The 24,112-nt window shown below is 59.9% G+C and carries 16 protein-coding genes and 2 pseudogenes; 11 read left to right on the top strand and 7 right to left on the bottom strand.

What is annotated here, in order from left to right; translation table 11 throughout:
• Positions 1-4: 4 nt before the first annotated feature.
• The 8 genes and pseudogenes from PZL22_RS25670 to PZL22_RS25635 all read left to right on the top strand — a co-directional run bounded on the left by PZL22_RS25670 (position 5) and on the right by PZL22_RS25635 (position 11,499).
• Positions 5-2,395, top strand: a complete 2,391-nt coding sequence (locus tag PZL22_RS25670) for a tetratricopeptide repeat protein (RefSeq protein ID WP_127621493.1) — start codon at positions 5-7, stop codon at positions 2,393-2,395.
• Positions 2,396-2,734: 339 nt separating this feature from the next.
• On the top strand, positions 2,735-3,481 hold the full coding sequence (locus PZL22_RS25665) for a hypothetical protein (RefSeq protein ID WP_234843330.1): 747 nt from the start codon (positions 2,735-2,737) through the stop codon (positions 3,479-3,481).
• A gap of 46 nt (positions 3,482-3,527) precedes the next feature.
• Complete coding sequence (locus PZL22_RS25660; RefSeq protein WP_127621494.1) at positions 3,528-5,645, top strand: mechanosensitive ion channel family protein; 2,118 nt, start codon at positions 3,528-3,530, stop codon at positions 5,643-5,645.
• A 453-nt stretch (positions 5,646-6,098) separates the two neighbouring features.
• Positions 6,099-6,716 carry a type IV toxin-antitoxin system AbiEi family antitoxin domain-containing protein gene (locus tag PZL22_RS25655; RefSeq protein WP_088198324.1) on the top strand — a complete coding sequence of 206 codons (618 nt, stop codon included), beginning with the start codon at positions 6,099-6,101 and terminating at the stop codon, positions 6,714-6,716.
• A gap of 5 nt (positions 6,717-6,721) precedes the next feature.
• Positions 6,722-7,578, top strand: a pseudogene (locus PZL22_RS25650) (nucleotidyl transferase AbiEii/AbiGii toxin family protein).
• Positions 7,579-7,716: 138 nt separating this feature from the next.
• Positions 7,717-8,288: pseudogene (locus PZL22_RS25645) on the top strand (3'-5' exonuclease); the annotation flags it as partial.
• 769 nt (positions 8,289-9,057) lie between these two features.
• Positions 9,058-10,362 (top strand): metal-dependent hydrolase family protein, encoded by a 1,305-nt coding sequence (locus PZL22_RS25640; RefSeq protein ID WP_088198322.1) that lies wholly within the window; start codon positions 9,058-9,060, stop codon positions 10,360-10,362.
• Between the two features lie 78 nt (positions 10,363-10,440).
• Positions 10,441-11,499 carry an AI-2E family transporter gene (locus PZL22_RS25635; protein ID WP_088201047.1) on the top strand — a complete coding sequence of 353 codons (1,059 nt, stop codon included), beginning with the start codon at positions 10,441-10,443 and terminating at the stop codon, positions 11,497-11,499.
• Between the two features lie 73 nt (positions 11,500-11,572).
• Here the strand turns inward: PZL22_RS25635 and PZL22_RS25630 are convergent, their stop codons facing one another.
• The 7 genes from PZL22_RS25630 to PZL22_RS25600 form a co-directional block, all read right to left on the bottom strand.
• Complete coding sequence (locus PZL22_RS25630; RefSeq protein ID WP_234825967.1) at positions 11,573-12,211, bottom strand: HdeD family acid-resistance protein; 639 nt, start codon at positions 12,209-12,211, stop codon at positions 11,573-11,575.
• Between the two features lie 155 nt (positions 12,212-12,366).
• On the bottom strand, positions 12,367-12,564 hold the full coding sequence (locus PZL22_RS25625) for a hypothetical protein (RefSeq protein ID WP_003530423.1): 198 nt from the start codon (positions 12,562-12,564) through the stop codon (positions 12,367-12,369).
• Between the two features lie 54 nt (positions 12,565-12,618).
• Positions 12,619-13,113 (bottom strand): DUF1269 domain-containing protein, encoded by a 495-nt coding sequence (locus tag PZL22_RS25620; protein WP_014531434.1) that lies wholly within the window; start codon positions 13,111-13,113, stop codon positions 12,619-12,621.
• 168 nt (positions 13,114-13,281) lie between these two features.
• Entirely contained in the window at positions 13,282-13,572 is a 291-nt protein-coding gene (locus tag PZL22_RS25615) for a YMGG-like glycine zipper-containing protein (protein ID WP_003530427.1), read from the bottom strand.
• 108 nt (positions 13,573-13,680) lie between these two features.
• A complete protein-coding gene (gene arcA / locus PZL22_RS25610; protein WP_127621487.1) occupies positions 13,681-14,940 on the bottom strand; it encodes an arginine deiminase in 1,260 nt (419 codons plus the stop codon).
• 15 nt (positions 14,941-14,955) lie between these two features.
• Positions 14,956-16,377, bottom strand: coding sequence for a basic amino acid/polyamine antiporter (locus PZL22_RS25605; RefSeq protein WP_127621488.1), 1,422 nt, complete (start codon positions 16,375-16,377; stop codon positions 14,956-14,958).
• 417 nt (positions 16,378-16,794) lie between these two features.
• Positions 16,795-18,222: a basic amino acid/polyamine antiporter gene (locus PZL22_RS25600; protein WP_088198318.1), complete on the bottom strand. Its 1,428-nt coding sequence runs from the start codon at positions 18,220-18,222 to the stop codon at positions 16,795-16,797.
• A gap of 304 nt (positions 18,223-18,526) precedes the next feature.
• Between PZL22_RS25600 and PZL22_RS25595 the strand changes: the two genes are divergently transcribed.
• From PZL22_RS25595 to PZL22_RS25585, 3 genes are all read left to right on the top strand, one after another.
• Entirely contained in the window at positions 18,527-19,006 is a 480-nt protein-coding gene (locus tag PZL22_RS25595) for a YqhA family protein (RefSeq protein ID WP_003530434.1), read from the top strand.
• 335 nt (positions 19,007-19,341) lie between these two features.
• Positions 19,342-20,508 carry an efflux RND transporter periplasmic adaptor subunit gene (locus PZL22_RS25590; RefSeq protein WP_014531439.1) on the top strand — a complete coding sequence of 389 codons (1,167 nt, stop codon included), beginning with the start codon at positions 19,342-19,344 and terminating at the stop codon, positions 20,506-20,508.
• Positions 20,505-23,639, top strand: a complete 3,135-nt coding sequence (locus tag PZL22_RS25585; RefSeq protein WP_127621490.1) for an efflux RND transporter permease subunit — start codon at positions 20,505-20,507, stop codon at positions 23,637-23,639. The genes PZL22_RS25590 and PZL22_RS25585 overlap by 4 nt, the downstream gene beginning before the upstream one ends.
• Positions 23,640-24,112: the final 473 nt, after the last annotated feature.

Genomic DNA, 24,112 nt, shown 5'->3' with positions numbered 1-24,112 from the left:
TTGGATGAAGCCGCCGTGGGTTTCGGGCAGGTCCATGGCCCAAACCATGGGTCGTGCGTTCTGGCTCAGCGCGCGCGATCTGCCAGGATGGTGGATTCGGGTCGTTCGATCGTGCGTGTGCAACAGCCGAGCGGCAGTTTTTTGGACAGTGGTATTCTGTTCCCTCCCTGCGCTGACAAGTGTGGCTGCTTCGGAAAAATCCAAAACCTCCATGGTCGACCCGCTGATCACAGTTCATGACGGTTTCGTGGACGAGAAAACCTGTTCATCGTGCCACGCCGATCAGGCTGCCGCCTTCGCCAAGTCGCATCACGCCAAGGCGATGGCTATCGCCGACGACAGGTCGGTGCTGGGCAACTTCAACAATATCCAGTTCGATCGCGATGGCGTTGCCGCATCGTTTTTCCGCCGGGACGATCGCTACTTTGTCCGCACCGAAGGGCCAGACGGCAAGCAGGCGGACTACGAAGTCAAATATACGTTCGCCTATGAGCCTCTCCAGCAGTATCTAGTCGATCTCGGCGGCGGCAGGTTGCAGGCTCTCGACGTTGCCTGGGACACCCAAAAACAGGAATGGTTCTGGCTGGGCGAAGGCAGTTCGGCAAGGCCTGGTTCGACATTGCATTGGACGGGCCCGTTCTATCGTTGGAACCGCACCTGCATCGACTGTCATTCCACCGATCCGAGGACCAATTTCGAGCCGCAGACGAACGAATATAATTCGTCCTATGTGGCCACCAGCATTGGCTGCCAGTCCTGCCATGGGGGCGGTACGAGGCATGTCGAATGGGCCAGAGGCACAGCGGCAAATGCTTCACCGGCGGCGGCAGATCCCGGCCTCGCAAAGGTCGACGCGAACACCTGCTTCGCCTGTCACGCCCGACGCACTAGGCTGGTCGATGGGTATCAGCCGGGAGGACCCTTTCTCGACCAGTTTTCCCCTGCATTGCTTCGCAGCGACCTCTATTTTCCGGACGGGCAGATCCAGGATGAGGTTTTCGAATACGGTTCCTTCCAGCAAAGCAAGATGGCAGAGGCAGGCGTCACCTGTTTCGACTGCCACCGGCCGCACGAGGGTACCGTCAAGGCCGAGGGCAATGCGTTATGCACGCAGTGCCATGCCGAGACTGCCCCGGAACGTTTTGCAGGCAACGACCCGAGCGGCGCGTTCGATACCCCGGCACACACGCATCACCCTCAAGGTTCCTCCGGCGGTTCTTGCGCCAATTGTCACATGCCTGAACGGACCTACATGAAGGTCGATCCCCGACGCGATCATTCCTTCGTCACTCCTCGCCCTGACCTTTCCGCACTATACGGGACGCCGAATGCCTGCATCTCGTGCCACACGGGCGAAACGAACGCCTGGGCGTCCGAGCACCTGGACAGGTGGTATGGCAAGGCCTGGCGTGAACGCCCGACGATTGCGCATGCATTCGCGCGAGCGGCGCAGAACGACGGTGGAGCGATTGAGGGTCTACGCAGCTTTCTGGCCGACCGCGAAAAACCAGGCATCGTCAGGGGTAGTGCGATTGTCGAAATGACAAGGCTCGACGGAGCAGCCACGGCAGCGGACGTCAGGGCGGCAGCGGTAGACCCTGATCCGCTCGTCCGGTTGGGGGCGGCGGAGGCGGCTGCCAACTTGTCGGGTGACCTGCGATTGGACGCGATCGGCTTCCTGCTTGCGGACGAGACCCGAGCTGTCCGAGTGGCCGCCGCCAGGGTTCTTGGCACCACGCCGTCACTGGACCTTCTCGGCGCTGAACGCCGCGCTTTCGACGCCGCACTCGACGAACTGGATGCCTATGTAGAGGCTAATGCGGACGTCGCCGAGACGCAGAGCACCTACGCATCCTTACTCTTCGGCCAAGGGCGCACGGACGAGGCGGAAAAGGCTTTCCGCCAAGCGATCATTCTTGATCCGACGCTTTCCGGCGCGCACATCAATCTTGCCGAGTTCTATCGCGCCAGCGGTGACAATGAGAAATCCGAGCAGGCTTACGCCGCGGCGGTCGTCGCGAATCCGGATCGGGCAGATCTTCGCTACGGACACGGCTTGTCGCTCGTTCGCCTAAAGGCCGTGCCGGATGCAATTGAGGAACTAACGGCGGCCATGCACTTGGATCCTGCCAACTCCCGGTACAGGACGACGGCAGCGATCGCGCTTGATTCCGTGGGCCGAACGGATGATGCCTTCGCTCTGTTCGGCCCGACCATCGCAGGGGGTGCAACTGACGCCAATCTGCTCGGCACTGCCATTCAGCTCGGGCTTAAACTTGGCCGCTTTGCCGAGACGCTTAAGTTTGCGGAGGCGCTCGCCCGTCTTCAGCCGAACGATCCACAGGTCGAAGAACTTGTCAGGCAATTACAGGCTGCTGTTCAACATGGCAGATAAGTACTTCGGTTTGCACAGGTGGCTGCGGGAATGGAATTTTCGGGCCGACGATGCGATGTCCTGGTCAAGGACGTCTGCCTTGGGAGATGGAAACACAGTGAACATTGAAGCCGGCTTCGGCGATCGCTTCCATTTTGTTGCTCCTTGCGGCCAGTGGCGCGCGGAACGAAAAGGGCAGCAGCGGGAAAGTTCATTGCTAACAGACCAGCGATGCCGGAAGCTGCATGTGGTTCCTCGCGGCAATGACCACACAGTCCAACGTTTCGAGCCAACCAGAATGAGAAGGAGCAGGCAATGACGACTTTCATCAGACTCGGGCTTTCGGTGGCTGTCGCGGCGATGATCTCTACGGGTGTCCAGGCGGCCGACATCTCGCCGCTCATGGCGCCGCCTCCTCAGCCGACCGAGTCCGAGCCTGGCTGGACGTTCTCGGTGGCTCCTTATTTCTGGATGGCCGGACTGTCCGGCGATACGGCGCAGTTCGGGTTGCCGACGGTACATATGGATGCTGACTTCGGCGACATCCTCGGCCATCTCGATTTTGCGTTCATGGCGGCGGGCGAGGCTCGCTACGACCGGTTCAGCGTCATCGGCGACATAATCTACACGAAGCTGTCCGCGGATGGCGAGACCCCCTTCGGAGTGCTTGCGACGGACGTCGACGTGACGTCCGAGAGCTTTTCGGGCTTGCTCGGCGTGGGATATGCAGTTCTGGACAGCCCGCAAGGACACCTGGACGTGGTTGGCGGCGTCAAGGTGTGGTCGGTCGAAACCACGCTTTCGTTCAGCGGCGGTCTCCTCGGCGGGATCGAGAGAGAGGACAGCGCCACTTGGGTGGACGGAATGGTCGGCTTTCGCGGGAGATATTCCTTCACGCCGGAGATCTACCTGACAGGATGGGGTCTGGTCGGCGGCGGCGGAGCCGACATTGACTGGGATGTCGCGCTTGGCATCGGCTACGAGTTCAACGAGCGAATATCGGCAATCGCTGGGTATCGTGCGCTTGGGGTCGACTACAGCGACGACGGTTTCATTTTCGATGCCGTCCAGCAAGGACCGATTCTCGGGGTCGCGCTCAAGTTCTAACGTCAAGCGGCCGTCGGTCTCCTGCGCAACGATAGGAGGCAACCGGATGTGCATAGTCTTCAGGCATGGATACAGGGGGCTCGTTCACGCCTCGATCTTGCTGTTTTTCCAGTTCGTTTTCGGGCTAGCCGCTCCCTTGGCGGCTCAGGAGGTGGCGACACAAGCGCCGCCGGCCAAGGTCCAGCAACTCATCGAGTTGTTGGACGACCCCGACGTTCGGCAATGGCTTGCGGCCAAAGAGACGACTGCGACGGCAGGCGTGATGCCACCGGCAGGACATGCGTCTCGTTTGGTCGCTGGAATTCGGCGACATCTTGGCGGTATGCGCCAGGCCATACCACGGGTGGTTCCCGAATGGATCGCAGCGAGAGAGCGCATAGCACAGGAACTTAAGAACGGAGTGACGAGGCCGATCGTGTGGGGCCTCTCATTGGTGCTCATCGTAGGATACGCCGCCGAGTTTCTTGTGCGTTATGGGCTGAGGCGAAGTGCGCGCCGGAAAGCGGCCGAGCCTGGACCGGGACTCGCCGCACTTATCCGCATTGCGCCGCTCGTCGTATTCGCGATCGCAGCAGTCGCCGCTTTTGCGCACACCGGTTGGCCAAGCCGCCTGGAGGCGGCGGTTGCGCCGCTTGTCATCGCATGGATCGGCGCACGTTTGCTGAGCGCCGTCGCTTCTGCGGCAGTGGAACCGAGATACACTGGCAGTGGCGCGGCAGAGGGCCGGGCGGGCGCACCAGGGCTGGAAGTGACGCTATTTTGGTACAGACGTTCCGCGCTTTTAATTTATGCTATGGCTTTCACTTGGGCCGTGGTCGAAATGATGCAGGCTCTAGCTCTCCCCGCCGATGTCCGAGACCTCACGGCCGCCGTGCTTGGCCTCGTTGTGCTTGGCATGGCGATCGACGCGGTGGTGCGCCGGCCCGTGGTGGAACTGACAGTGGGACGTCGGATTACGCGCGATTCGCTGATCATCGCTTCGCTCGCACTATTGTGGCTCCTTTGGGTTGCTGGGATGAAGGTGTTCTTTTGGGTCGGCGTCTTCGCACTCATTCTTCCGCCGCTGTTGCGTTTCACGACTGCTGCGACCCGGTCGATGCTGGACACCGAAGCGGCCGACTACGTTCGTGTGATGCGCAATGTCCTGGTCGATCGTGGTGTACGATTCTTGATCGTTGCGCTGGCGGTCGCCTGGCTCGCCATAGTTTTCCAGCTCCACGGCAGCCCGGTGATCCAAGGTGATGTCTTCAAGCACATCTTTCGTGGCGTTCTCGCCGGCGTGGTCATCCTCCTGGCGGCAGATCTCGTCTGGCAGCTAGCGAAGGAGTTCATCAATCTTCACCTGAAACGCGCCACAATGGAAAGCATGGATTCTGCACAGCTCGCCCGCAACATGCGGGTGCGCACACTGCTGCCGATCCTGCGCAATTTTCTCGCAGTCTTTATCGCGATCGTCGCCGGCATGATGGTTTTTTCCAGCCTCGGAGTCCATATCGGCCCGCTGATCGCCGGCGCAGGCGTTTTCGGCGTGGCACTTGGGTTCGGCTCCCAAACACTTGTCAAGGACGTTATCAGCGGAATCTTCTACATGATGGATGACGCCTTCAGGGTGGGTGAATACATCCAGAGCGGCAGCTATATGGGGACGGTCGAATCCTTCAGCATTCGCTCCGTCAGGCTTCGCCATCACCGGGGGCCTGTGTTTACCGTACCCTTCGGCTCGCTCGGCGCGGTGCAGAACATGAGTCGCGACTGGGTGATCGACAAGTTCACTATCAACGTCGCCTACGAATCCGATGTCGCCAAAGTGAAGAAGGTGGTGAAGGGTGTCGGGGCCACGCTGCTTGAGGATCCCGAACTCGCACCGCTGATCATCGAAACGGTGAAGATGAAGGGCGTCGAGCAGTTCGGTGACTACGGCATCACGCTAGGCTTCGCCATGACCACTAAGCCTGGTCATCAGACCCAGGTTCGGCGCCGTGCGCAGGCCCTGATCAAGGATGCGTTCAAGACACATGGCATTCACTTCGCTTCGCCGACAGTCCAGGTCGCCGGGGACGAGGCGCAATCGTCAATGGCGGCTGCAGCCATGACTCACGATACCATCGCCAAGAAAAACGCCGCCTTGGCTGCGCAACAGGAAGGTGAGGCAGCGGCCGAGTAGTCTGGCCTAGGCAGCATCGTGAAGTCTAATCCGCAGCGGCGATCTTGGCAGGTCACCGAATCCTTTGGACCGGGCGCACCGAACCTTCTACGCCGCGGAAAGCGGTTTCGCCTGAGGGCATCGAGGCGAATGAGCTATCGGCCGCTGCCTTCGTATACGTCGCCTCGATGTGACTGCATTTTTGCACGCGCGTAATAAATATCCGCATGTGGCCAGCGGAGGATAAGCTGGGGCGATGGTCGAGCGGCTGCTCTCGGTCGAAGGGAGCAGTTCTCACCAGCCCCCTAAATGGCTTGTTGGGTGGGTCGCGTTCTGGGCTAAAAAGATCGCATAGTGTGTCGTGCGGAACTTGGGGCGCGACGAACACCGGCATTGGCTCAGGGCTTTCTTAGCTCGTTGGGTAGTGATATAAATCCTCGGACTATAGATTCTAGGGTCCGAGTTCTTGTATCAATGTCTGGTTCCGTCACTCAACGTCAAATCGCCCGAACAGTGCTAGCTGAGCGCGGCATAGCACGTTTGGCGGAACTCAGGAACGCAGGCGTCACTGCAGCCACCGTAAGCCGTATGGAACGGGATGGAGAGGTGATCCGGCTTGCCCGCGGTCTCTACCAGCTTCCTGATGCGGAGCTCGCTGCCAACCATAGCCTGGCGGAGGTTGCCAAGCGCGTTCCGAAAGCCGTTATCTGCCTCGTCTCGGCCCTCGCGTTCCACGGCCTGACTGATCAACTGCCGAAACACGTGTGGCTTGCCATAGGTCGCAAGGATTGGGCTCCGAAGCCGGACGGCACCCCTATTCGCATCGTGCGCTTCACTGAAAGCTTGCTCAACGAAGGTATCGAAACCCACACCGTCGAAGGCGTTCCTATAAAGATTTTCGGAGTTGCCAAGACAGTTGCCGATTGTTTTCGCTATCGTAACAAAATCGGCCTTTCGGTGGCGATAGAGGGGCTTCAGGAGGCGCTCCGGCAACGAAGGGCTGCTCCTGGCGAAATTGCCGTTCAGGCCGACCGCGGTGGCGTTGGCACGGTAATCCGGCCGTATCTACAGGCGCTGACCGCCAATGGGTAAAAGAAATCAGAAACGTCGGCGCCTCGGTCCGCGCCCGCCTGTTGCAACTGGCCAAGGCAAGCGGGCAAAGCTTTGATTTGGTTCCGACGCGTTTCGCCTTGAACGGTTGCTGTTCCGGCTCAGCCAGTCGGCCCACGCCGGTCGCTTCGTGTTGAAGGGCGCCATGCTGATGATGAGCTGGTTTGACGATCCGCACCGCGGCACGCGCGACCTCGACCTTTTGGGCTTTGGTAACCCCGACCCGGACCCAATGCTGGAGACCTTTCATGAAGTTCTGGCGCAGCAGGCTGATGACGGGGTCACGTTCGATACCGGTACCTTGCGTGTAGATCGCATCCGCGAAGAACTGGAATATGGCGGGCTAAGGCTGCGGGTGGTTGCCTCGATCAGTGGCGCTCGGATCAACCTGACGATCGACATCGGCTTTGGCGATGCGCTCGAGCCTGGGGCGGAGATGCTGGATTATCCTTCCATGCTGGAGTTCCCGGCGCCTCGGCTCCGAGCCTATGCGGGAGAGACGGTCATTGCGGAGAAGTTCCAGGCGATGGCCATGCTGGGGCGTGCAAATAGCCGGATGAAGGATTTCTACGACATCTGGATTCCGAGCAGGTCCTTTGATTTCAGCGATGACCGGCTGGCGCGCGCAATCGCCGCCACCTTCGAGCGGCGCGAGACGCCGATCCCCAACGACCTACCAGATGCCTTGACGGACGCCTTTGCACGGGACGAGCAAAAGCAGCGGCAATGGCGTGCTTTCGTTGAAGGCGTCGCACACAATACGGGGAATCTGACGGACATTATTCCGGAGATTGCTACATTCCTGATGCCCCATGCGCTTGCGGCCGCGAGGCTGAGCAAATGAAGCAGTTCGTTTGTTTGTTGCGGACGAGGCAGGACCTGCTAAGGCGGATGTTCTTCGGTGAAGAAGCGCCACCCTCAGAGTGGATTGAGCGAGGACGATATCGCGCGGTAACTCCAGGAGCCTGGCCGCTATCGCACCCTGAGAAAGCTCGAGCCTCGTACCGGCGCGCCGGTCGTACGCCCGGGATTTCCCCTGAGGAGCGTGATCCTCGATACCGAGACGACCGGCCTCAACCATCGCAAGGACGAGATCATCGAGATCGGCGCCGTGGCGTTCACGTTCGATGCGGCCGGCACCATTGGCGATGTCATCGGCGTTTATGGTGGCTTGCAGCAACCGAGCGCTCCAAATCCTTCCGAGATCACGCGCCTGACCGGCATCACAGACGAAATGGTGGCGGGCCAGATGATCGACCTCCATCAGCTGCACGCCATCATTGAACCTGCCGATCTGATCATTGCGCATAATGCCGGCTTCGATCGGCAGTTCTGTGAGGCCTTCTCGTCCATCTTCGCGGGAAGGCATGGGTTTGCTCGGGCTCGGAGATCGACTGGGCCTCCCCCGACCTCGAAGGCACCAAGCGTGGTTACCTGATCGGGCAGGCGGGTTATTTCCATGAGGGCCATAGGGCCGTCGACTGCTTTGCCCTGCTCGAAGTTCTCGATAAGGTGAGGGGAGAGCCGAGGCGGCGGCCGTTTGTGGAGCTCTATGTTGAATGTACGGGTGCTTTGCCGCCTCTCCGTTGATTGGATTTGGCCTGCCCCGGGGCCGTCTTTTTTTGGCGTTCCGTATTTCTACTTTTGCCTCAGCGTCGGAAGTTCTGGACGGGGTCGACGAGCGGCGGCAATGGGGTCGGGGGGAGCCGTTCTTCGCGAGCCCCGCGCACGGCTTGTTGCGAGGGGTTCTCGTTCTGTGCGAAAAAGGTCGCGTAATGTATCGTCTGGGAAGCTGTGGCTACGTGGGTTCGTTGGCTTGGGTGACCACGCATTCGAGGTGGCGCGATCCGATCATGAACGACGCCAGAGACCAGAGGCAAGCAACAGAGTGCTTGCAATCGCTGCGCGGCTTTGAAACGTCTCCCATCAGCTCACCACCTACGACGTCCTTGTCCTAGAGTGGGATATTGGTCTGCCAAGGGCTAAGTGGATAATATCGCAGCATCTGGTGTCGGGGATGAGTGAGAGACGGCGAGCGAGGTTGCCCCATCTTTCGGCGATCTGGCGTGCCAAGATCTCGACCCCTGCACTACGAAAGAGACCAGTCTGAAACGCTTCTTGACGTCTGCGCCGTATAAGCTACAACTTGTCCTTGCGGCGTGACCACCTCTCCTCCTGAAGCGGGATGATCGTCATGTGTCAAAAAACCCCTGGATCGCGGCAGTTGGCACATTGCAACGCTGTAGTGCACGCCGTGATTGGCGCCCAAGCGTTGTTCCTTCTTGCGCGCCCCGTTTTCACTTTGCTTCGCTCAGGCAGAGAGATGCTTGCAGCGGCTCTCGTGCTCGGCGTTTGCGCCACCGCCAGCGCCGAGGACGTGCTTTTCGAAAACGTCCGCATCTTCGACGGAAAAGGTGCTGCTCTGACGGCACCGTCGAATGTTCTGGTCCACGGCAATGTGATCGCGGCGATTTCGACAAGCCCCATCGAGGCCGAAGGCGCTGAGCGCATTGCCGGCGACGGGCGAACCCTGATGCCGGGCCTGATCGATGCGCACTGGCATGCCATGTTGGCCGCGTCCAGCCCGGCGGAAGCAATGGGCGACGTCAGCTTCGCCAGCATCCTGGCCGGCGAGGAGGCGACGGATACCTTGATGCGCGGCTTCACCACCGTCCGCGACGTGGGCGGACCGGCGTTCGGCCTCAAGCGTGCGATCGACCGGGGCATCATCCCTGGACCGCGCATCTATGCATCCGGTGCTATGATCACAGTCACCAGCGGGCATGGCGATTTCCGCCAGCTCACCGACCTGCCGCGGAGAACCGGCGGTCTGCTCACCCCCATGGAGACGGTCGGGGGTGCGATGGTCGTCGACAGCCCGGACGAGGTGCGGTTGCGCGTCCGCGAACAGTTCATGCAGGGAGCCGTTCTGATCAAGCTAACGGCGGGCGGCGGGGTGTCTTCACCCTTCAGCCCGCTCGATGTTACCACCTTCACCGAGCCCGAACTGCGGGCCGCCGTTGAAATTGCCGAGAATTGGGGCACCTACGTTGCCGCGCATGCCTTCACCTCTGATGCGATACGGAAAGCCATCGCGGCTGGTGTGAAGTGCATCGAACACGGCTTCCTCATGGATGAGGCCACCGCCAGGCTGATCGCTGAAAACGACATTTGGCTGAGCTTGCAGCCGCTTCCCGAATTGATGAGGACCGGCCTCCGGGAGGGTTCGGTCGAGCGCGCTAAGGCAGATGAGGTGTGGCCGGGCATCGGCAGAACGTACGAACTGGCAAAGAAGTACAAGATCAAGACCGCGTGGGGCACGGATGTCCTGTTCTCCCGCGCGCTGGCGAAGCAACAGGGAGCAATACTGGCTTCGCTCGTGCGTTGGTACACGCCTGCCGAAGCGCTCGTCATGGCGACCGGGACCAATGCCGAACTGCTGGCGCTGTCGGGCCAACGTAACCCCTATCCGGGAAAGCTGGGCGTCATCGAAGAAGGCGCTCTCGCGGACCTCCTGCTCGTCGAAGGCAATCCGCTGGAGAACATCGACCTGGTGGCCGATCCTGCCAAAAGCTTCAAAATCATCATGAAGGACGGCGTGATCTACAAAAACACACTCACCCAGTGAGCGACGACTGCCTGATGGCCCACCTGCTGTCGTCGCATGCTACTGATGAACTGCGGAGATCGTCTGAGAGGTAGGTGCATGCCCGCCGCAAGAATCAAGATAATTTACATTACCCAAATTCTGATCGCGACTCTGCTCCTCCTCGCGATGCTCTCGATGGCAAGTTCGATATTCGCCCCAGTAGCTTTTGCGCTATTTATCATCGCGCTTGTGTGGCCGATGCAGTGCCGCTTGCAGGCTATGCTCCCTCGCTCTTTGGCGCTCATCATCAGCTTCCTCTTGGTCGTGCTCGCCATCGTCGCATTCGGCTGGCTCATAGCGTGGGCATTCGGGCACGTCGGCCGGTGGATCATCGCGGATGCTGCGCGTTTTCAGCAGCTCTATGACCACGTTCGCCTCTGGCTCGAGGAACACGGCGTAGCGGTTGGCGTGCTTTGGTCGGAAAACTTCGGCGCCGGCTGGGTCTTGCATACCGTGCAGGCGGTAAGCGGCCGGCTTAACAGCACGTTCAGTTTCTGGCTGATCGCGCTCGTCTATGTCCTGCTCGGGCTGATGGAGATAGAGGCATTCGGGCGCAGGATCGAGGCATTGCGAAACCGGACGGCCAGTGCACTGCTTCTTCATGGCAGCCAACAAACCGCTATGAAGATTCGCCGCTACATGATGATTAGGACGGTGATGAGTGTCGTCACCGGTCTTCTGGTTTGGATTTTCACCCGCGCTGTCGGGCTGTCTCTCGCCGAGGAATGGGGCTTTATTGCGTTCGCTCTCAACTACATCCCCTTTCTTGGGCCGCTTCTGGCCACCTTGTTCCCGACGCTCTTTGCTCTTATCCAGTTCGGGACTATGGAGACCGTATTGATTGTCTTTACAGGCTTGAACCTCATTCAGTTCGTTGTGAGCAGTTATATCGAGCCACGAGCCTCAGGCAGCGCGCTGTCAATGTCTCCTGTCATGGTCCTGTTTTCCGTTTTCTTATGGGGTTATCTCTGGGGGATCTTCGGCGCCTTCATCGGCGTACCGATAACGATCGCGTTGCTGACTTTCTGCAACGAGCATCCATCCAGCAAGTGGCTTTCGGAATTGTTCGGTCTGGAGATGGCAGCCGATCAGGTCGCTTCGACGCCCAGCGGATAATGCGGTCGTCATCGTCGGCCGTTGCGGCTATGTGGGTCAAGCGATCACGATAGCGCCGATTCAGTTCCGGCAGTCAAGCGGGTGGCGATGCCGTATTGTTTCCACCTTTGTCCTGCCGGGCAAAAATTGCGAATCCTAGCCAAGCCAAGCCATGCGCCAGGAAATCGATCCCGAGCAAGAGCGCAAGGAGCCAAAGACCCATCGTCGGGAACTCGGCCAGGACGACAAGTCCCGCTGCGGCGCCGAAGGCTCCCGACAGCATCATGGGCCATCCTGCCTCACGCCAGTGGCTAATACTGAGCAGGATTCTGACGACGCCTGAGAGGATGAACAGCAGGCCGACCGTGTAGGTTTGCAAAAGCTCTTGTGTACGCACGGAGCGGGCCACAATGTCCGTGAGCACCTCCATCACGCTCGAGCCGGCGACGTCGGTGAGCATCAAGCCCAGGGCGATATATAAAGATCCGAGCAGCGTTTGCCATGACAGGCCACCCCACCGTCTCGCCCAGAAGGCATATAAGATTTCGAATACGCCGACCAAGATGGCAGCGTTTCCGACGAAGACAGGAGTAACGACTGATGCAAACGCTACATCCGTCAGGACGACCAGTCCCGCCAGGAGCATGACGCCGCCAAGCACCACCCGAACCGAAGGCGGGGGGCCGCTGGGGTCGCCACCGGCATTGACCGGCATGGTGTCGTAAGATGCCATGGCGTCCTCGTCACTCCGGCTGCTCGTTCCCACTGCTCCGAGAAGCGGCCCGACCGTCGGCAAGAATCTTTCGAAGGCGCAGACGCATCGATCCGCGGGCGAACAGACTTCTGTGCGGACCTTGCGCCTGCAGCCAGCGCCCGGCGTAAATCGCACTATCGCCGTTCATTTCGGCGAAGGACGTGGCCCACGATGAAAGCTATGCCGATGAGCAGAAGGATTACTCCTGCCAATCCGATTCCAAACGAGCCATATCGGTAGCCGGACGCCGCGACGAGGAAACCAATAATGATACTCCCGAAGCCGATTAGCTTCATTTTCATCAGGTTGAAGTTTTCGCCGTATCCCGCCATGTGAACATCCAATTTCTGCGCGTCCGGTTCGGTTGTCACCAGCGCTAACGGCGTCTAAGCGACGCTCGCTTTCTGCAAGGCCTCCCGCAGTAGTTGCTCCTTGCTTTCATCCAGAGAGGTTCTCAGTATGGTGCCGCCAAACGGCGATATATCCTTCAGAACCTTGTCCTCAGTCATCTCCTTCACCAGCACAAACAGCGCCGCATTGCCGGGCTGAAGGCCCCTGGCCAGTTCCTTCATGAAGTCGTCGTTGATGCCCACATCGCTCAGCGCGCCGCCGATCGCTCCGGACGCCGCACCTACGGCCACCCCGATCAGCGGGTTGAGGAACAGCACACCGACGAGCAATCCCCAGAAGCTTCCTGAAGCGGCACCTGCCGCAGTTAGGTTCATCAGTTGATTCAACTTGATCTTGCCCGCGTCAGTCTTTGTCGCGATCACGGCGTCGCCCAACGTGAGCAAGTATTCTTTCTGCAGCTCAATCAGGCGCTTTCGGACTTCTTCGGCTTTGTCTTCACTGGGATAAATAATGGCAATCAGGCTGGACATGACTAACTCCCATTTACTTGAGTTGCGAAGTTCTCGATGCGTCACGGTGATGACGAGTTTCCGGTTGGCGCAACCTGGCGCGCACCCTGAAAGCCCAAATATGACGATCCCGCGCAGGCACTCACCGCCTTCCGGCATGAGGTTGCGGCGAGCGCCAGGCGGTCGGCTTTACCGGCACCTTGCGATGATGATTGTGCCGTCCGGCTGTCTGTATCTGCAGTTGCCACGGTTGTAAGACGGGGTTGTTGCAGTCCCGACCGCGGCCCCGACCAGAGCTCCGCCAGCCGCACCGGCGACGGTGCTCGTTGTGTTCCCTCCAATCAACTGGCCCGCCACCGCGCCTGTTCCGGCGCCTATCAGAGCTCCGCCCAGGCCGCGTTGGTTCTGTTCGGTGGCGCACCCACCGGCAATCGCGGCCACAGCGGCAAGCGTGAGAGGGAGTATTGTTCTTCGTGCCATGGCATTTCTCCTTTGTGAGAGCGGCCACTCTCTGCAAGATCGGGCTTAGAGATCAGGCGATTTAGGGCAGGGCTACAGTCGCTCTGGGCCAGAAACTGCCGATCTTGGTCAATAGTCCACAGCATCACGAATAATTGGGCAGGTCATGCAATGGCCACCGCCGCGTCCGCGACCGAGTTCGCCGCCCGTGATGGTGATCACTTCAACGCCCGCTTTGCGTAGAAGCGTATTGGTGTAGGTGTTTCGGTCGTAGGCCAGCACCACGCCGGGAGACAGGCAGACGAGATTTGCGCCGCTATCCCATTGCGTGCGTTCGCGCACATAGGCGTTCCCGCCGGTCTCGACCACGCGCATTTCCTTGAGGCCCAGGGCGTCCCGCACAGTTTCGACAAACGAGCCACGATCCTTGTGGAGCTCGACGGAGCCCGGCTTCTCACCGGGTCTGTAGGAGAATGCCTCGATTTCGTTGACAATGTCGGGGTAGATAAGCACGCAGTCGCGGTCGGCGAATGTGAACACCGTGTCTAGGTGCATGGCCGCACGTAATTTTGGCATCGCGGCGACGATCACGCGCTGCGCAGCGCCTTTTTCGAACAGGGTTGCGGCAAGCTGGCCGATCGCTTGCCGCGACGTTCGCTCACTCATGCCGATCAACACGTTGCCTTTGCCGATCGGCATGACGTCGCCGCCCTCAAGTGTGGCGAGCCCCCAGTCCATGGTCGGGTCGCCCCACCAGACATTGACCTTGCCGGCGAAATCCGGGTGGAACTTGTAGATGGCGGTGGCGAGGATGGTCTCCTCGTGGCGCGCCGGCCAATAAAGCGGGTTGAGCGTCACCCCGCCGTAAATCCAGCAGGTGGTATCACGCGTATAGAGCGTGTTGGGCAGCGGCGGCAGGAGATACTCTGCGGCCCCAGCAGCGTCCCGGATCAGTTCCAACATTTCGCCGCCGTGAGCCTCGGGAAATTCATGGGTCGATAGTCCGCCTATCAGGGTCTCCGCAAGCTCACGGTCGGGCAGCCCGTCGAGGTAGCTGCGGATCTCGTCTACGAGCTCAAGCCCGACCTGATTAGGCACGACCTGGTTATCGAGAATCCACTTCCTCGCATCAGGAATTGCCACGGTCTGGGCTAGCAGGTTGTGCATCTCGACAACCTCGACGCCGCGGTCGCGCATCTTGGTCATGAAGTCGAAATGATCGCGCCGGGCGTTGTCGACCCAGAGGACGTCGTCAAACAGGAGGGCGTCACAATTGCTCGGCGTGAGCCGTTGATGAGCACGCCCCGGCGCGCAGACCATGACCTTGCGTAACTGGCCAACCTCGGAATGTACACCCAAAGTGTGCTGGGTCGAGCTTTCAGAGGACATGGCACATCTCCTTTTTCAGATCGTCAGGTAGCCGGTGGACAAGCCGATGATCGCCGCGATGCAGCCGATGGCTGCAGTCGCGAAAATCAGCCAGTCGATGGATGTGTTGAAAACCCGCTTGCCCCGCTCGCGCCTGGCCCAGAAATAGAGGATCGTGCCAGGGGCATACAGAAGAGCCGACAGCAGGACGAACTTGATGCCGCCCGCGACAATCATGAAAAATGTGTAGGCGGCGGCGATGCTGGCAATGATCAGGTCGCGGGTGCGTTCACGCGGCCGGACCTCGTAAGTCTCGGCGCGTCGAGCCAGCATGAACCCGAAGGCAGCCACGAACATGTAGGGAATCAGCGACATTGCGCTCGTCAAGTTCAGCATCAGCGCGAACGCGTCCTGCGACCAGTAGGTGCTAATGACGAACAGTTGGACGACGATGTTTGTAAGCCATAGCGCGGCTGCGGGCACCTTGTTTTGATTCTCAGTGCCGAAAAGCCGGGGCATGTCGTCCGTGCGCGCGGCCACGTAGAGCACTTCCGCGCACACCAACGACCAGGCGAGATAGGCACCAAGCACCGAGACGATCACCCCGATGCTGATGAAAACCGCACCCCAGGGGCCGACGACGGCAGCAAGCACTCCGGCCATCGAAGGCTGGCTCATGGCGGCGATCTCGGGGCGCGTCAGGGCCGCATAGGGCAGCAGCGTGACCAGAACCATCAGCGCACTGACGCCTATGAAGCCCATGATCGTGGCCGTTCCGATATCGGAGCGCGCCTGCGCATAGCGCGAATAGTTGCTCGCGCCTTCGATGCCGATGAAGACGAAGACCGTCGCCAGCATTGTCGCCTGGATTTGTTGGAGGAGGGTTGCCTGCGGCATCCCCTCGCCACCCCAGAAGTTGAGCCGGAACAGGTCGAGCTTGAAGAAGAAGAGCAGGATGATGATGAAGGCAATAATCGGGATGACCTTCGCGACGGTCACGACGGTGTTGACAAAGGCGGCCTGCTGAATGCCTCTCAAGATCATGAAGTGGAAGAGCCAGATGCCGACCGAAGCGACGAGAATAGCGACGACAGTATTGCCGTCGCCGAAGACTGGAAAAAAATTGCCAAGCGTCGACTTGATCAGCACCCAATATGACACGTTGCCGATGCAACTGCCGATCCAGTAGCCGAAGGCGGATAGGAAGCCTGGATAGTCGCCAAACCCTTCTTTGGCATAGGCGAAAACGCCGGCGTCAAGATCGGGTTTGCGCTCCGCCAGCGATTGGAAGACGCGCGCCAGCATGTACATGCCGCCCCCTGCAATGCACCAGGCGATGATTGCGCCAAACGGCCCTGTTGCGACGCCGAATGTCCGCGGGAGCGAGAAGATGCCTGCGCCGACCATGGAACCGACGACCATGCCAGTCAGAGCAAACAGGGAAAGCTTCTGCGCCATCGCTTTACTCCCGGATTCGCCAATGAAAGCGGCGTCTGCGGAGGTGCGGACGCGCGAACAACTCTGTAGATCGCTTGTTCAGCCAGGTGAAATTACGGATATCTCAAGCCGGCGTGGTATTTTGAAGCTGCTATCTGCTTCTGGCGCCACTTGTGTAGCATACTTGGATTAATCACAATGTTAACGTGTAATACTCAAATTGCAAGAGCGAATCGATTTGCTGACGAAAAGCCTGACGCAAACACGTGTCAGCTACAGCGCCGCGCGTGTCTTTCATAAGGGTAAGGGACACTTAACGTTTTGCATTACTGCATTTTTTCTCAAGTCGGCGCCGATTCAAGGAACATGCGGGAAGGCCAGCGGAGTGTCTATGAGCTGACGGATCGGCGAGGCCTAGATCGCCCCGATCTGTGAAATCTATATAGTGATGGAGCCGGTCACGAGACCGTAGATGCCGACTAGGCATCCGACCACTACAGCTATGAAGACGAGCCATTCCCGAGGGCTGAAGAGCGGCTTCTTCTGTTCGCGTCTTGCATAGAGGAACAGGGCCGTTCCAAGCGCGTAGAGAATGGCGGAAAGCAGGAGGAACTTCAGGCCGCCGGCATAAATCATAAAGGCCGTGTAGACCGTGGCGGCGCCTGCCAAGATCTGATCGCGGAACCGTTCCTTCGGTCTGATGTTGTAGGTCTCCCCGCGCTTGGCGACAAGAAATCCATAGGCTGCCACTAGCAGGTATGGAATCAGCACCATTGCACTCGTCAGGTTTACCATCAAGCGAAACGCATCTTCCGAGAACAGGGTGCTAATGAGGAAGAGCTGGATCACTCCATTGCTCAGCCAAAGAGCCGCAGCCGGAACGCTGTTGCTATTCTCCCTGGCGAGTACGCTCGGCATGTCTCCGTTTTTGGCGGCGCAGAAGAGCACTTCGACGCAGATCAGCGACCATGCCAGATACGCTCCGAGCACGGAAACGATCAAACCGGCACTGACAAAGACGGAGCCCCACGGCCCGACGATGGATTCCAGAACGGAAGCCATCGAGGGTTGCCGCATGCCCGCGATTTCGGGTCGCTCTAGGGCCCCGTAGGGTAGCAGCGTTACCAACACCATCAGTCCCAGCACGACTACGAAGCCCAGTGTGGTGGCCACGCCCACATCGGAACGTTTGCGCGCGTAGCGCGAATAGACGCTCGCGCCCTCTACGCCGATGAACACAAAAACGGTGACCAGCATGGTGGCACGTATCTGCTCGAAAAGGCTCGCCTCGGGCGTGTCCGCGCCGCCCCAAAAATTGCTGCGAAAGAGATCGGTCTCGAACGCGCCGAGCAGGATGACTATGAAGATCAGGATGGGCACGATCTTTGCCACGGTGACGACGGTGTTGATGGCCGCTGCCTCTTTGATCCCTCGCAAGATCATGAAGTGGAAGCCCCACAGCGCGACCGAGGAGACAAGCACAGCGGCGATCGTGTTGCCGTCTCCGAAGATCGGGAAGAAGGCCCCGAGGGTGGCCTTGATCAACACCCAGTACGACACATCGGCAATACAGCCGACCAGCCAATAGCCGAGAACCGAAAGGAAGCCGGCATAGTCGCCGAAGCCGGCGCTCGCATACGCGTAGACGCCTGCATCGAGATCCGACTTGCGTTCCGCGAGCACCCTGAACACGTGAGCCAGAGTGAAGATGCCTGCCCCTGCGATGCACCAGGCCACGATAGCACCGAACGGACCAGTCGCATCGCCGAAGGTGCGGGGCAGCGAAAATATGCCCGCTCCCACCATGGAGCCGACGACGAGCGCGGCCAGCGACGTGAGCGAAAGTTTCTGAGCAGTGCTGGTCACGCGGCCTCCGATTGCGCACGGTTGCCTGATTGAACGAAAAGCACGTACCGATGAGCCGCCCCTAGGTGGGAGGGCCGAAAGGTTGTACCTTTTGCTTCAAAACTTCAAGCTGTAAAATCCCAGGGGACCAGACCAGAGCTAGTTGTGTTAATTTGCGTGTCGCCAGCGCCCCCAGAACTGTGGGGAACGGTTTCCACCGGCTTGAAGAGCCGTCGAGCTGCCGCTGTCGGGGAGAGCGTTTGAACGGGAAGCGCCCCTCCAAATGAGAGTGCCCCGGACCCGCTGCAGAAAGGCAGCAAGGCCAATGATCTCGTTTTTCTTGGGCATCCGCTACATCATGATCCTCGCGTCCATCGGGGTCCTGGGCGGTGCGCTGCTGATGTTTCTTGAAGGCGCGCTTCTTTTGCGCAACGCCTTCACCTTCGTCAGAACAGAGCCGGAGCTTTCGGTGACCGCTGCCGTCTTGCGTGCGACGGACAAGTTTCTTTTCGGCATCGTACTCACCATTTTCGGCTATGCGATCACGTTCGGTTTCGTCATCGACGTCTCGGACGAGGTCCGTAAGAGGGTGCCGCGATGGATGATCCTCAACACCGTCGCGGAAATGAAGATCCTCTTCATCGAGGTGATCATCCTTTATCTCGTCGTTCATTTCGCCACCGTCGTGGCAGAGACTGAGGGGATGCTGGACTGGAACGGTCTCGTGCTGCCGGGAGCGGCACTTCTCCTGGCTGCGGCGATGAAGCTTGTTGCCAGTTCGACGCATGATTTGGGTCCGAAATAGAAGCAACGCCCCCGAAAGCGGGTTCGTGCCAGTTGGCGCGCGGCTCATTTTTCTTGAATCACGCTGGCTTTGCGCGTAAAGCTTGCTATTCTTAAGGTCATACACTTCTAGCGTTGCAGCGTCCGCCGGGCATCCGTGAACGTGCCTACCTAACGTAAGGTGCTCCCAGGTAACCGATTGAGGCCAATACTAGATGAAGCCATCGTGCTTCCGGCGTGCCACAGGTCTCGACAGGCGCCCCCAGGGCTCTTCTTTTATCGCAAGGCACAACAGGCGGCCTGATAGCTTGCCTCTCCAAAGGAGGCTTGGATCGGAAACTCGAAGCGGGGTCTTCGATGTTCAAAACGGCATTTCGATCTGTGGATTTCGTTCTAGGGGTAAGCGGTCTCCTGCTCTGCTCGACCGGAGACGGTGTCGCCCAGACCGGGCCGGTCGTCGGCGTGATGACCGTTCAACTCGAGGATGTATCTCCGGCCCATGAATTCGTTGGCCGGGTCGAAGCACTCAACGCCGTGGATATCCGAGCCAGAGTAGAAGGTTTCCTGGAGAGGCGGCTTTTCGCCGAGGGCCAGAACGTCGAGAAAGGTCAAGATCTCTTCACCCTTGAGCAAACGACTTACGAGCTTGCGCTCAAGGATGCACAAGCGACGCTGCTCAGCGCCCAGACCAATTTCGACAATGCCGAACGCCAGTTCCAGCGAAACCAGACGCTAAGCCAGCGCACAGTCTCGCAGGCTGTGCTCGAGGAGAGCCAGGCGGCGCGCGACACTGCCCGGGCAAACGTCCTGTCGGCACAGACAAGGGTCAATCAGGCCGAGCTCAATCTCGGCTACACCCACATCAAGGCTCCGATCGGCGGTCGGATCGGCCGCGCTGCCTATTCTGTGGGGAGTCTTGTCAGCCCGTCGTCGGAGCCGCTGGCCCGAGTGGTTCAGACGGATCCCATCCGCGTGGTCTTCTCGGTCAGCGATCGCACCATCCTCGACCTTCGCACGATCGCCGGAGGGGCAGGCAAGGACGAACTGGCAAAAGGCTATCTCCTCAAGCTGCGCCTGTCGAATGGTGAGCCTTACCAGCAGTCAGGGAAGCTCGAATTCTTCGGAAACGAGATCGACGTGCAGACCGGCACGCTTCCGATCCGAGCTCTATTCGCCAATCCGCAATCGCTCCTCATGCCGGGGCAGTTCGTCACGGTGATTGTCGAGCCGGCGGAGCGGGAGGAACGTCCGGTGGTGCCGGTCGGGTCCGTGGAGCAGGACCGCGAGGGCCGCTTCGTGCTCGTCGTCGACGGCGAGAGCCGTGCCACCGTGCGACGCATTCGCGTTTCCGTGCAGGTCGGGCAGAATTGGGTGGTCGAGGAGGGCCTGCAGGGCGGTGAGAAACTGATCGTCGAGGGCCTCCAACGCGTCTCCCCTGGAGCAGTCGTCGAGGCGCAGAGCGTATCGGCCGGCGACGCCGCAACGGATACTACCGCACCGGCGCCAGGATCGTCGAGCCAATGAACCTGTCGGCGTACTTTATCGACCGCCCGCGACTTGCCACCGTTATCGCCGTCGTGATGGCGATCGCCGGTGCGCTCGCACTCTTCCAGATTCCGATTGCGCAGTTCCCGCAGATCACGCCGCCCGAGGTGCAGGTCACCGCCAGTTATCCAGGGGCCAATGCGAGCGTCTTGGAGGAGAGCGTCGGAGCCCCGATCGAGAACCAGGTTAACGGTGTCGAGGACATGCTTTACATGTCGTCCTCAAGCACCAACAACGGGACCTACTCGTTGACTGTGACCTTCGCCGTCGGTACCGATCCGGCACTGGCGCAAGTTAACGTGCAGAACCGTGTCGCGCTCGCGACGCCCCGGCTTCCCGCTTCCGTGACCCAGACGGGGGTCTCAGTGAGAGCGCGCTCGTCCAGCATGTTGATGGGCGTTGCGATCTATTCCCCCGAGGGAACGCGCGACGAGATTTTCATCAGCAACTATGCCGCCAACAATATCCGTGATGCGATCGCCCGCGTGTCAGGCGTCGGGGAGGCCGGTATCTTTGGTCCGTCCTACAGCATGCGTATTTGGATGAACCCGGACCGAATGCAGGCCTTAGGCCTGACTGCCGCGGATCTGACGAGCGCCATCCAGGCCCAGAATGCGCAGGCCTCGGCCGGCCAATTGGGGTCTCCGCCTGCAACATCGGGCCAACAGTTGCAGCTCACAATCATGGCCCAGGGGCGTCTCGCGACCGAGGAGGACTTTTCGAATATCATCGTTCGCACCAATACGGAAGGTGCCTTAGTCCGCCTCCGCGATGTCGCGCGCGTGGAACTCGGCGCGCAATCCTACGACACGGCGTCAACTTTCAACGGTCAACCGAGCGCGACGGTCGTCGTTTACCAGAGCGCCGACGCCAATGCGCTTGCCGTGTCGCGGGCAGTGCTCTCCGAACTCGATCGGCTTTCGCGGCAGTTTCCCGAGGACATGGCCTATGCGATCGTCTTCGACACAACAGCCTTCATCACCGAAACGATCAAGGAGATCGCTATCACGCTTGCGATCACCTTTGCGCTGGTGGTCGCCGTCACTTACTTCTTCTTGCAAGACTGGCGGGCGACGGTCATACCGACACTGACGATCCCGGTGTCCCTGATTGGCGGGTTTGCCGTCCTTTATCTGCTAGACTACTCGGCCAATACCATTACGCTCTTCGCCGTCATCCTCGCCATCAGCCTAGTCGTCGACGACGCGATCATCGTCGTCGAGAACGTAAAGCGCTTGATGGCCGAAGAGCGACTGAATGTGCACGACGCGACCCGCCGTACGATGAGCCAAGTCACGGGTCCGATCGTGGCGACCACTCTGGTCCTTGCAGCCCTCTTCGTGCCGATCGCATTCGTGGCCGGGATTACCGGGCAGCTCTACCGTCAATTCGCCGTGACGATCCTGATCACGACTACCTTCTCGACCATCAATGCACTGACGCTCAGCCCGGCCCTGTGTGTCCTCATGCTCAGGCCACCGCGCGAGCAGCGGTCCCGAATTTTTGGGACATTCAACCGGGGCCTCGACTTCTCGCGCAACTGGTACCTCGCGATGCTCGACCGCATGTCCCGGCGGCTCTGGATTGCTTCTGTAATTCTTCTGGCGATCTTTGGCGGGGTCTATGGATTGTTCCGCGCGCTTCCGACCGGATTCGTGCCGAGCGAGGATCAGGGATACCTTTTTATCAATGTGCAATTGCCCAATGCCGCTTCGCTCGAGCGGACACAGCAGGCGCTGGATACCGTTTCGAGGATCTTGCAACGGACACCAGGGGTTGCGAATTCTGTCGGCATTGCCGGTAATAGCATGGTGGGCGGCGGCGGCTCGAACGCCGGAATGGTGATCACAGCGCTGAAACTCTGGGGCGAACGCAGGAGCGCCGAGGAGAGCATCGACGCGATCATGAACCGTCTCCGCGCCGAGTTTGGCCGGATACCCACCGCCTCCGTCGTGCCGTTCAACCCACCGGCCATACCGGGCCTTGGTACGACCGGCGGCTTCGACCTCAGGCTTCAGGCGCGCAGCGGCCAGAGCCAGCAGGAACTTGCCGAAGTCATGCGCGGCCTGATCGTCAAGGCTAACCAGACCCCAGGGCTTGCCAGCGTCTTCAGCGCCTTCTCGGCGGACGTCCCGCAGGTCTTTCTCAATGTCGACCGCCGTCGGGCCGAGCTCCTCGGGGTTTCAACCGCGACGATCTTCAACGCCATGCAGTCCCATCTCGGCTCGTCCTATGTCGATGATTTCAACATCTTCTCGCGCGTGTACCAGGTGCGGATCCAGGATGAGTCACAGTTCCGCAGCCGCATCGAGGACATTCAGCGCTTGCGGGTGCGCAGTCGGAACGGAGAGCTCGTGCCGCTCCAATCACTGCTCTCCATCTCCACCAGTTACGGGCCGACTGCGATCAATCGCTACAACCTGTTCCCTTCGGCCTCGATCAACGGCCAGGCCGCGACGGGAACGAGCACCGGCCAGGCCCTCGCCACCATGGCGTCGCTCGCGGAGCAAAATCTCCCCGAAGGTTTCGGATTCGAGTGGACGGGACTGGCGCTGCAGGAAGATCAGGCCGGAAACCAGACCGCCCTCATTCTCCTCATGGGCCTCATCTTCACCTATCTCTTTCTCGTCGGGCAATACGAAAGCTGGAGTGTTCCTCTCGCGGTGATGCTGTCCGTCGCTGTCGCCGTGCTCGGCGCTCTCTTGGGTCTGATGCTCGCCTCGATCGACATCAACATATACGCCCAAATCGGTCTGGTTCTACTGATCGGACTCGCCGCGAAGAACGCGATCCTCATCGTCGAGTTCGCCAAGGAACGGCGCGACAAAGGGATGGCGACACCTGAAGCCGCAGCGGCGGGAACAGCCCAACGTTTTCGCCCCGTACTCATGACCGCAATGGCATCCATCCTCGGCGTCATCCCCCTCGTGATCGCCACCGGGGCAGGGGCCGGCAGCCGCCGCGCCATTGGCATGACCGTGTTCGGCGGACTGCTCGTCGGTACCGTCGTCGGGCTTCTTTTGATCCCCGTGTTCTATGTGCTGGTTCAGACCGTACGGGAACAGGCCAAGGAACGATTTTTCCGCACCCGCCCAGGACGCAAGGCGTAACCCAGCAGGTGCAATCGACCCGACGCCCAGCGGGAGCATTGCCTACAGCTTGCTCCGCTGGATCGAGGAGGGCGACCGATCGCAGGGAAGTTCGTTCCGTAGATTCCGTTCTGTGCTCAAAACGTCGCGTAATGTATCAAGAGGAACGGCGCTGTCGCCGGCCCGATTCCGTGTGAATTCGGCATGGGACAGTCGCGGCGGCTCCAGAATGTGTCATGCATGTGCATTATATTGGCGGCGAAGGAGATTTGCACATGGCTTCTAGTGCACTTGTTCAGACCCGGATCGATGCCGAAATCAAAGAGCGCGCCACGGCGGCAGCTCTGCGCAAGTCAGCCGCGGGTGATCGATGAAGCTCGTCTGGGCCCGATATGCGCTTGAGGACAGCGACATAATCTTCAGTTGCATCGGAAGAGAGATCCGAGGGCGGCGGTCCACGTCGACGAAGAGATTGTCAGTGCTGCACATCATGG

It is taken from the genome of Ensifer meliloti (assembly GCF_030064585.1).
Lineage (GTDB): Bacteria > Pseudomonadota > Alphaproteobacteria > Rhizobiales > Rhizobiaceae > Sinorhizobium > Sinorhizobium meliloti.
The sequence above is the reverse complement of the archived record's forward strand: the minus strand, read 5'-3'. Positions and strand labels throughout refer to the sequence as shown.

Coding starts and splice junctions, on each gene's coding strand:
- PZL22_RS25670 (WP_127621493.1), top strand. CDS start 5: ATGAAGCCGCCGTGGGTTTCGGGCAGGTCCATGGCCCAAACCATGGGT.
- PZL22_RS25665 (WP_234843330.1), top strand. CDS start 2,735: ATGATCTCTACGGGTGTCCAGGCGGCCGACATCTCGCCGCTCATGGCG.
- PZL22_RS25660 (WP_127621494.1), top strand. CDS start 3,528: ATGTGCATAGTCTTCAGGCATGGATACAGGGGGCTCGTTCACGCCTCG.
- PZL22_RS25655 (WP_088198324.1), top strand. CDS start 6,099: ATGTCTGGTTCCGTCACTCAACGTCAAATCGCCCGAACAGTGCTAGCT.
- PZL22_RS25640 (WP_088198322.1), top strand. CDS start 9,058: ATGCTTGCAGCGGCTCTCGTGCTCGGCGTTTGCGCCACCGCCAGCGCC.
- PZL22_RS25635 (WP_088201047.1), top strand. CDS start 10,441: ATGCCCGCCGCAAGAATCAAGATAATTTACATTACCCAAATTCTGATC.
- PZL22_RS25630 (WP_234825967.1), bottom strand. CDS start 12,211: ATGGCATCTTACGACACCATGCCGGTCAATGCCGGTGGCGACCCCAGC.
- PZL22_RS25625 (WP_003530423.1), bottom strand. CDS start 12,564: ATGGCGGGATACGGCGAAAACTTCAACCTGATGAAAATGAAGCTAATC.
- PZL22_RS25620 (WP_014531434.1), bottom strand. CDS start 13,113: ATGTCCAGCCTGATTGCCATTATTTATCCCAGTGAAGACAAAGCCGAA.
- PZL22_RS25615 (WP_003530427.1), bottom strand. CDS start 13,572: ATGGCACGAAGAACAATACTCCCTCTCACGCTTGCCGCTGTGGCCGCG.
- arcA (WP_127621487.1), bottom strand. CDS start 14,940: ATGTCCTCTGAAAGCTCGACCCAGCACACTTTGGGTGTACATTCCGAG.
- PZL22_RS25605 (WP_127621488.1), bottom strand. CDS start 16,377: ATGGCGCAGAAGCTTTCCCTGTTTGCTCTGACTGGCATGGTCGTCGGT.
- PZL22_RS25595 (WP_003530434.1), top strand. CDS start 18,527: ATGATCTCGTTTTTCTTGGGCATCCGCTACATCATGATCCTCGCGTCC.
- PZL22_RS25590 (WP_014531439.1), top strand. CDS start 19,342: ATGTTCAAAACGGCATTTCGATCTGTGGATTTCGTTCTAGGGGTAAGC.
- PZL22_RS25585 (WP_127621490.1), top strand. CDS start 20,505: ATGAACCTGTCGGCGTACTTTATCGACCGCCCGCGACTTGCCACCGTT.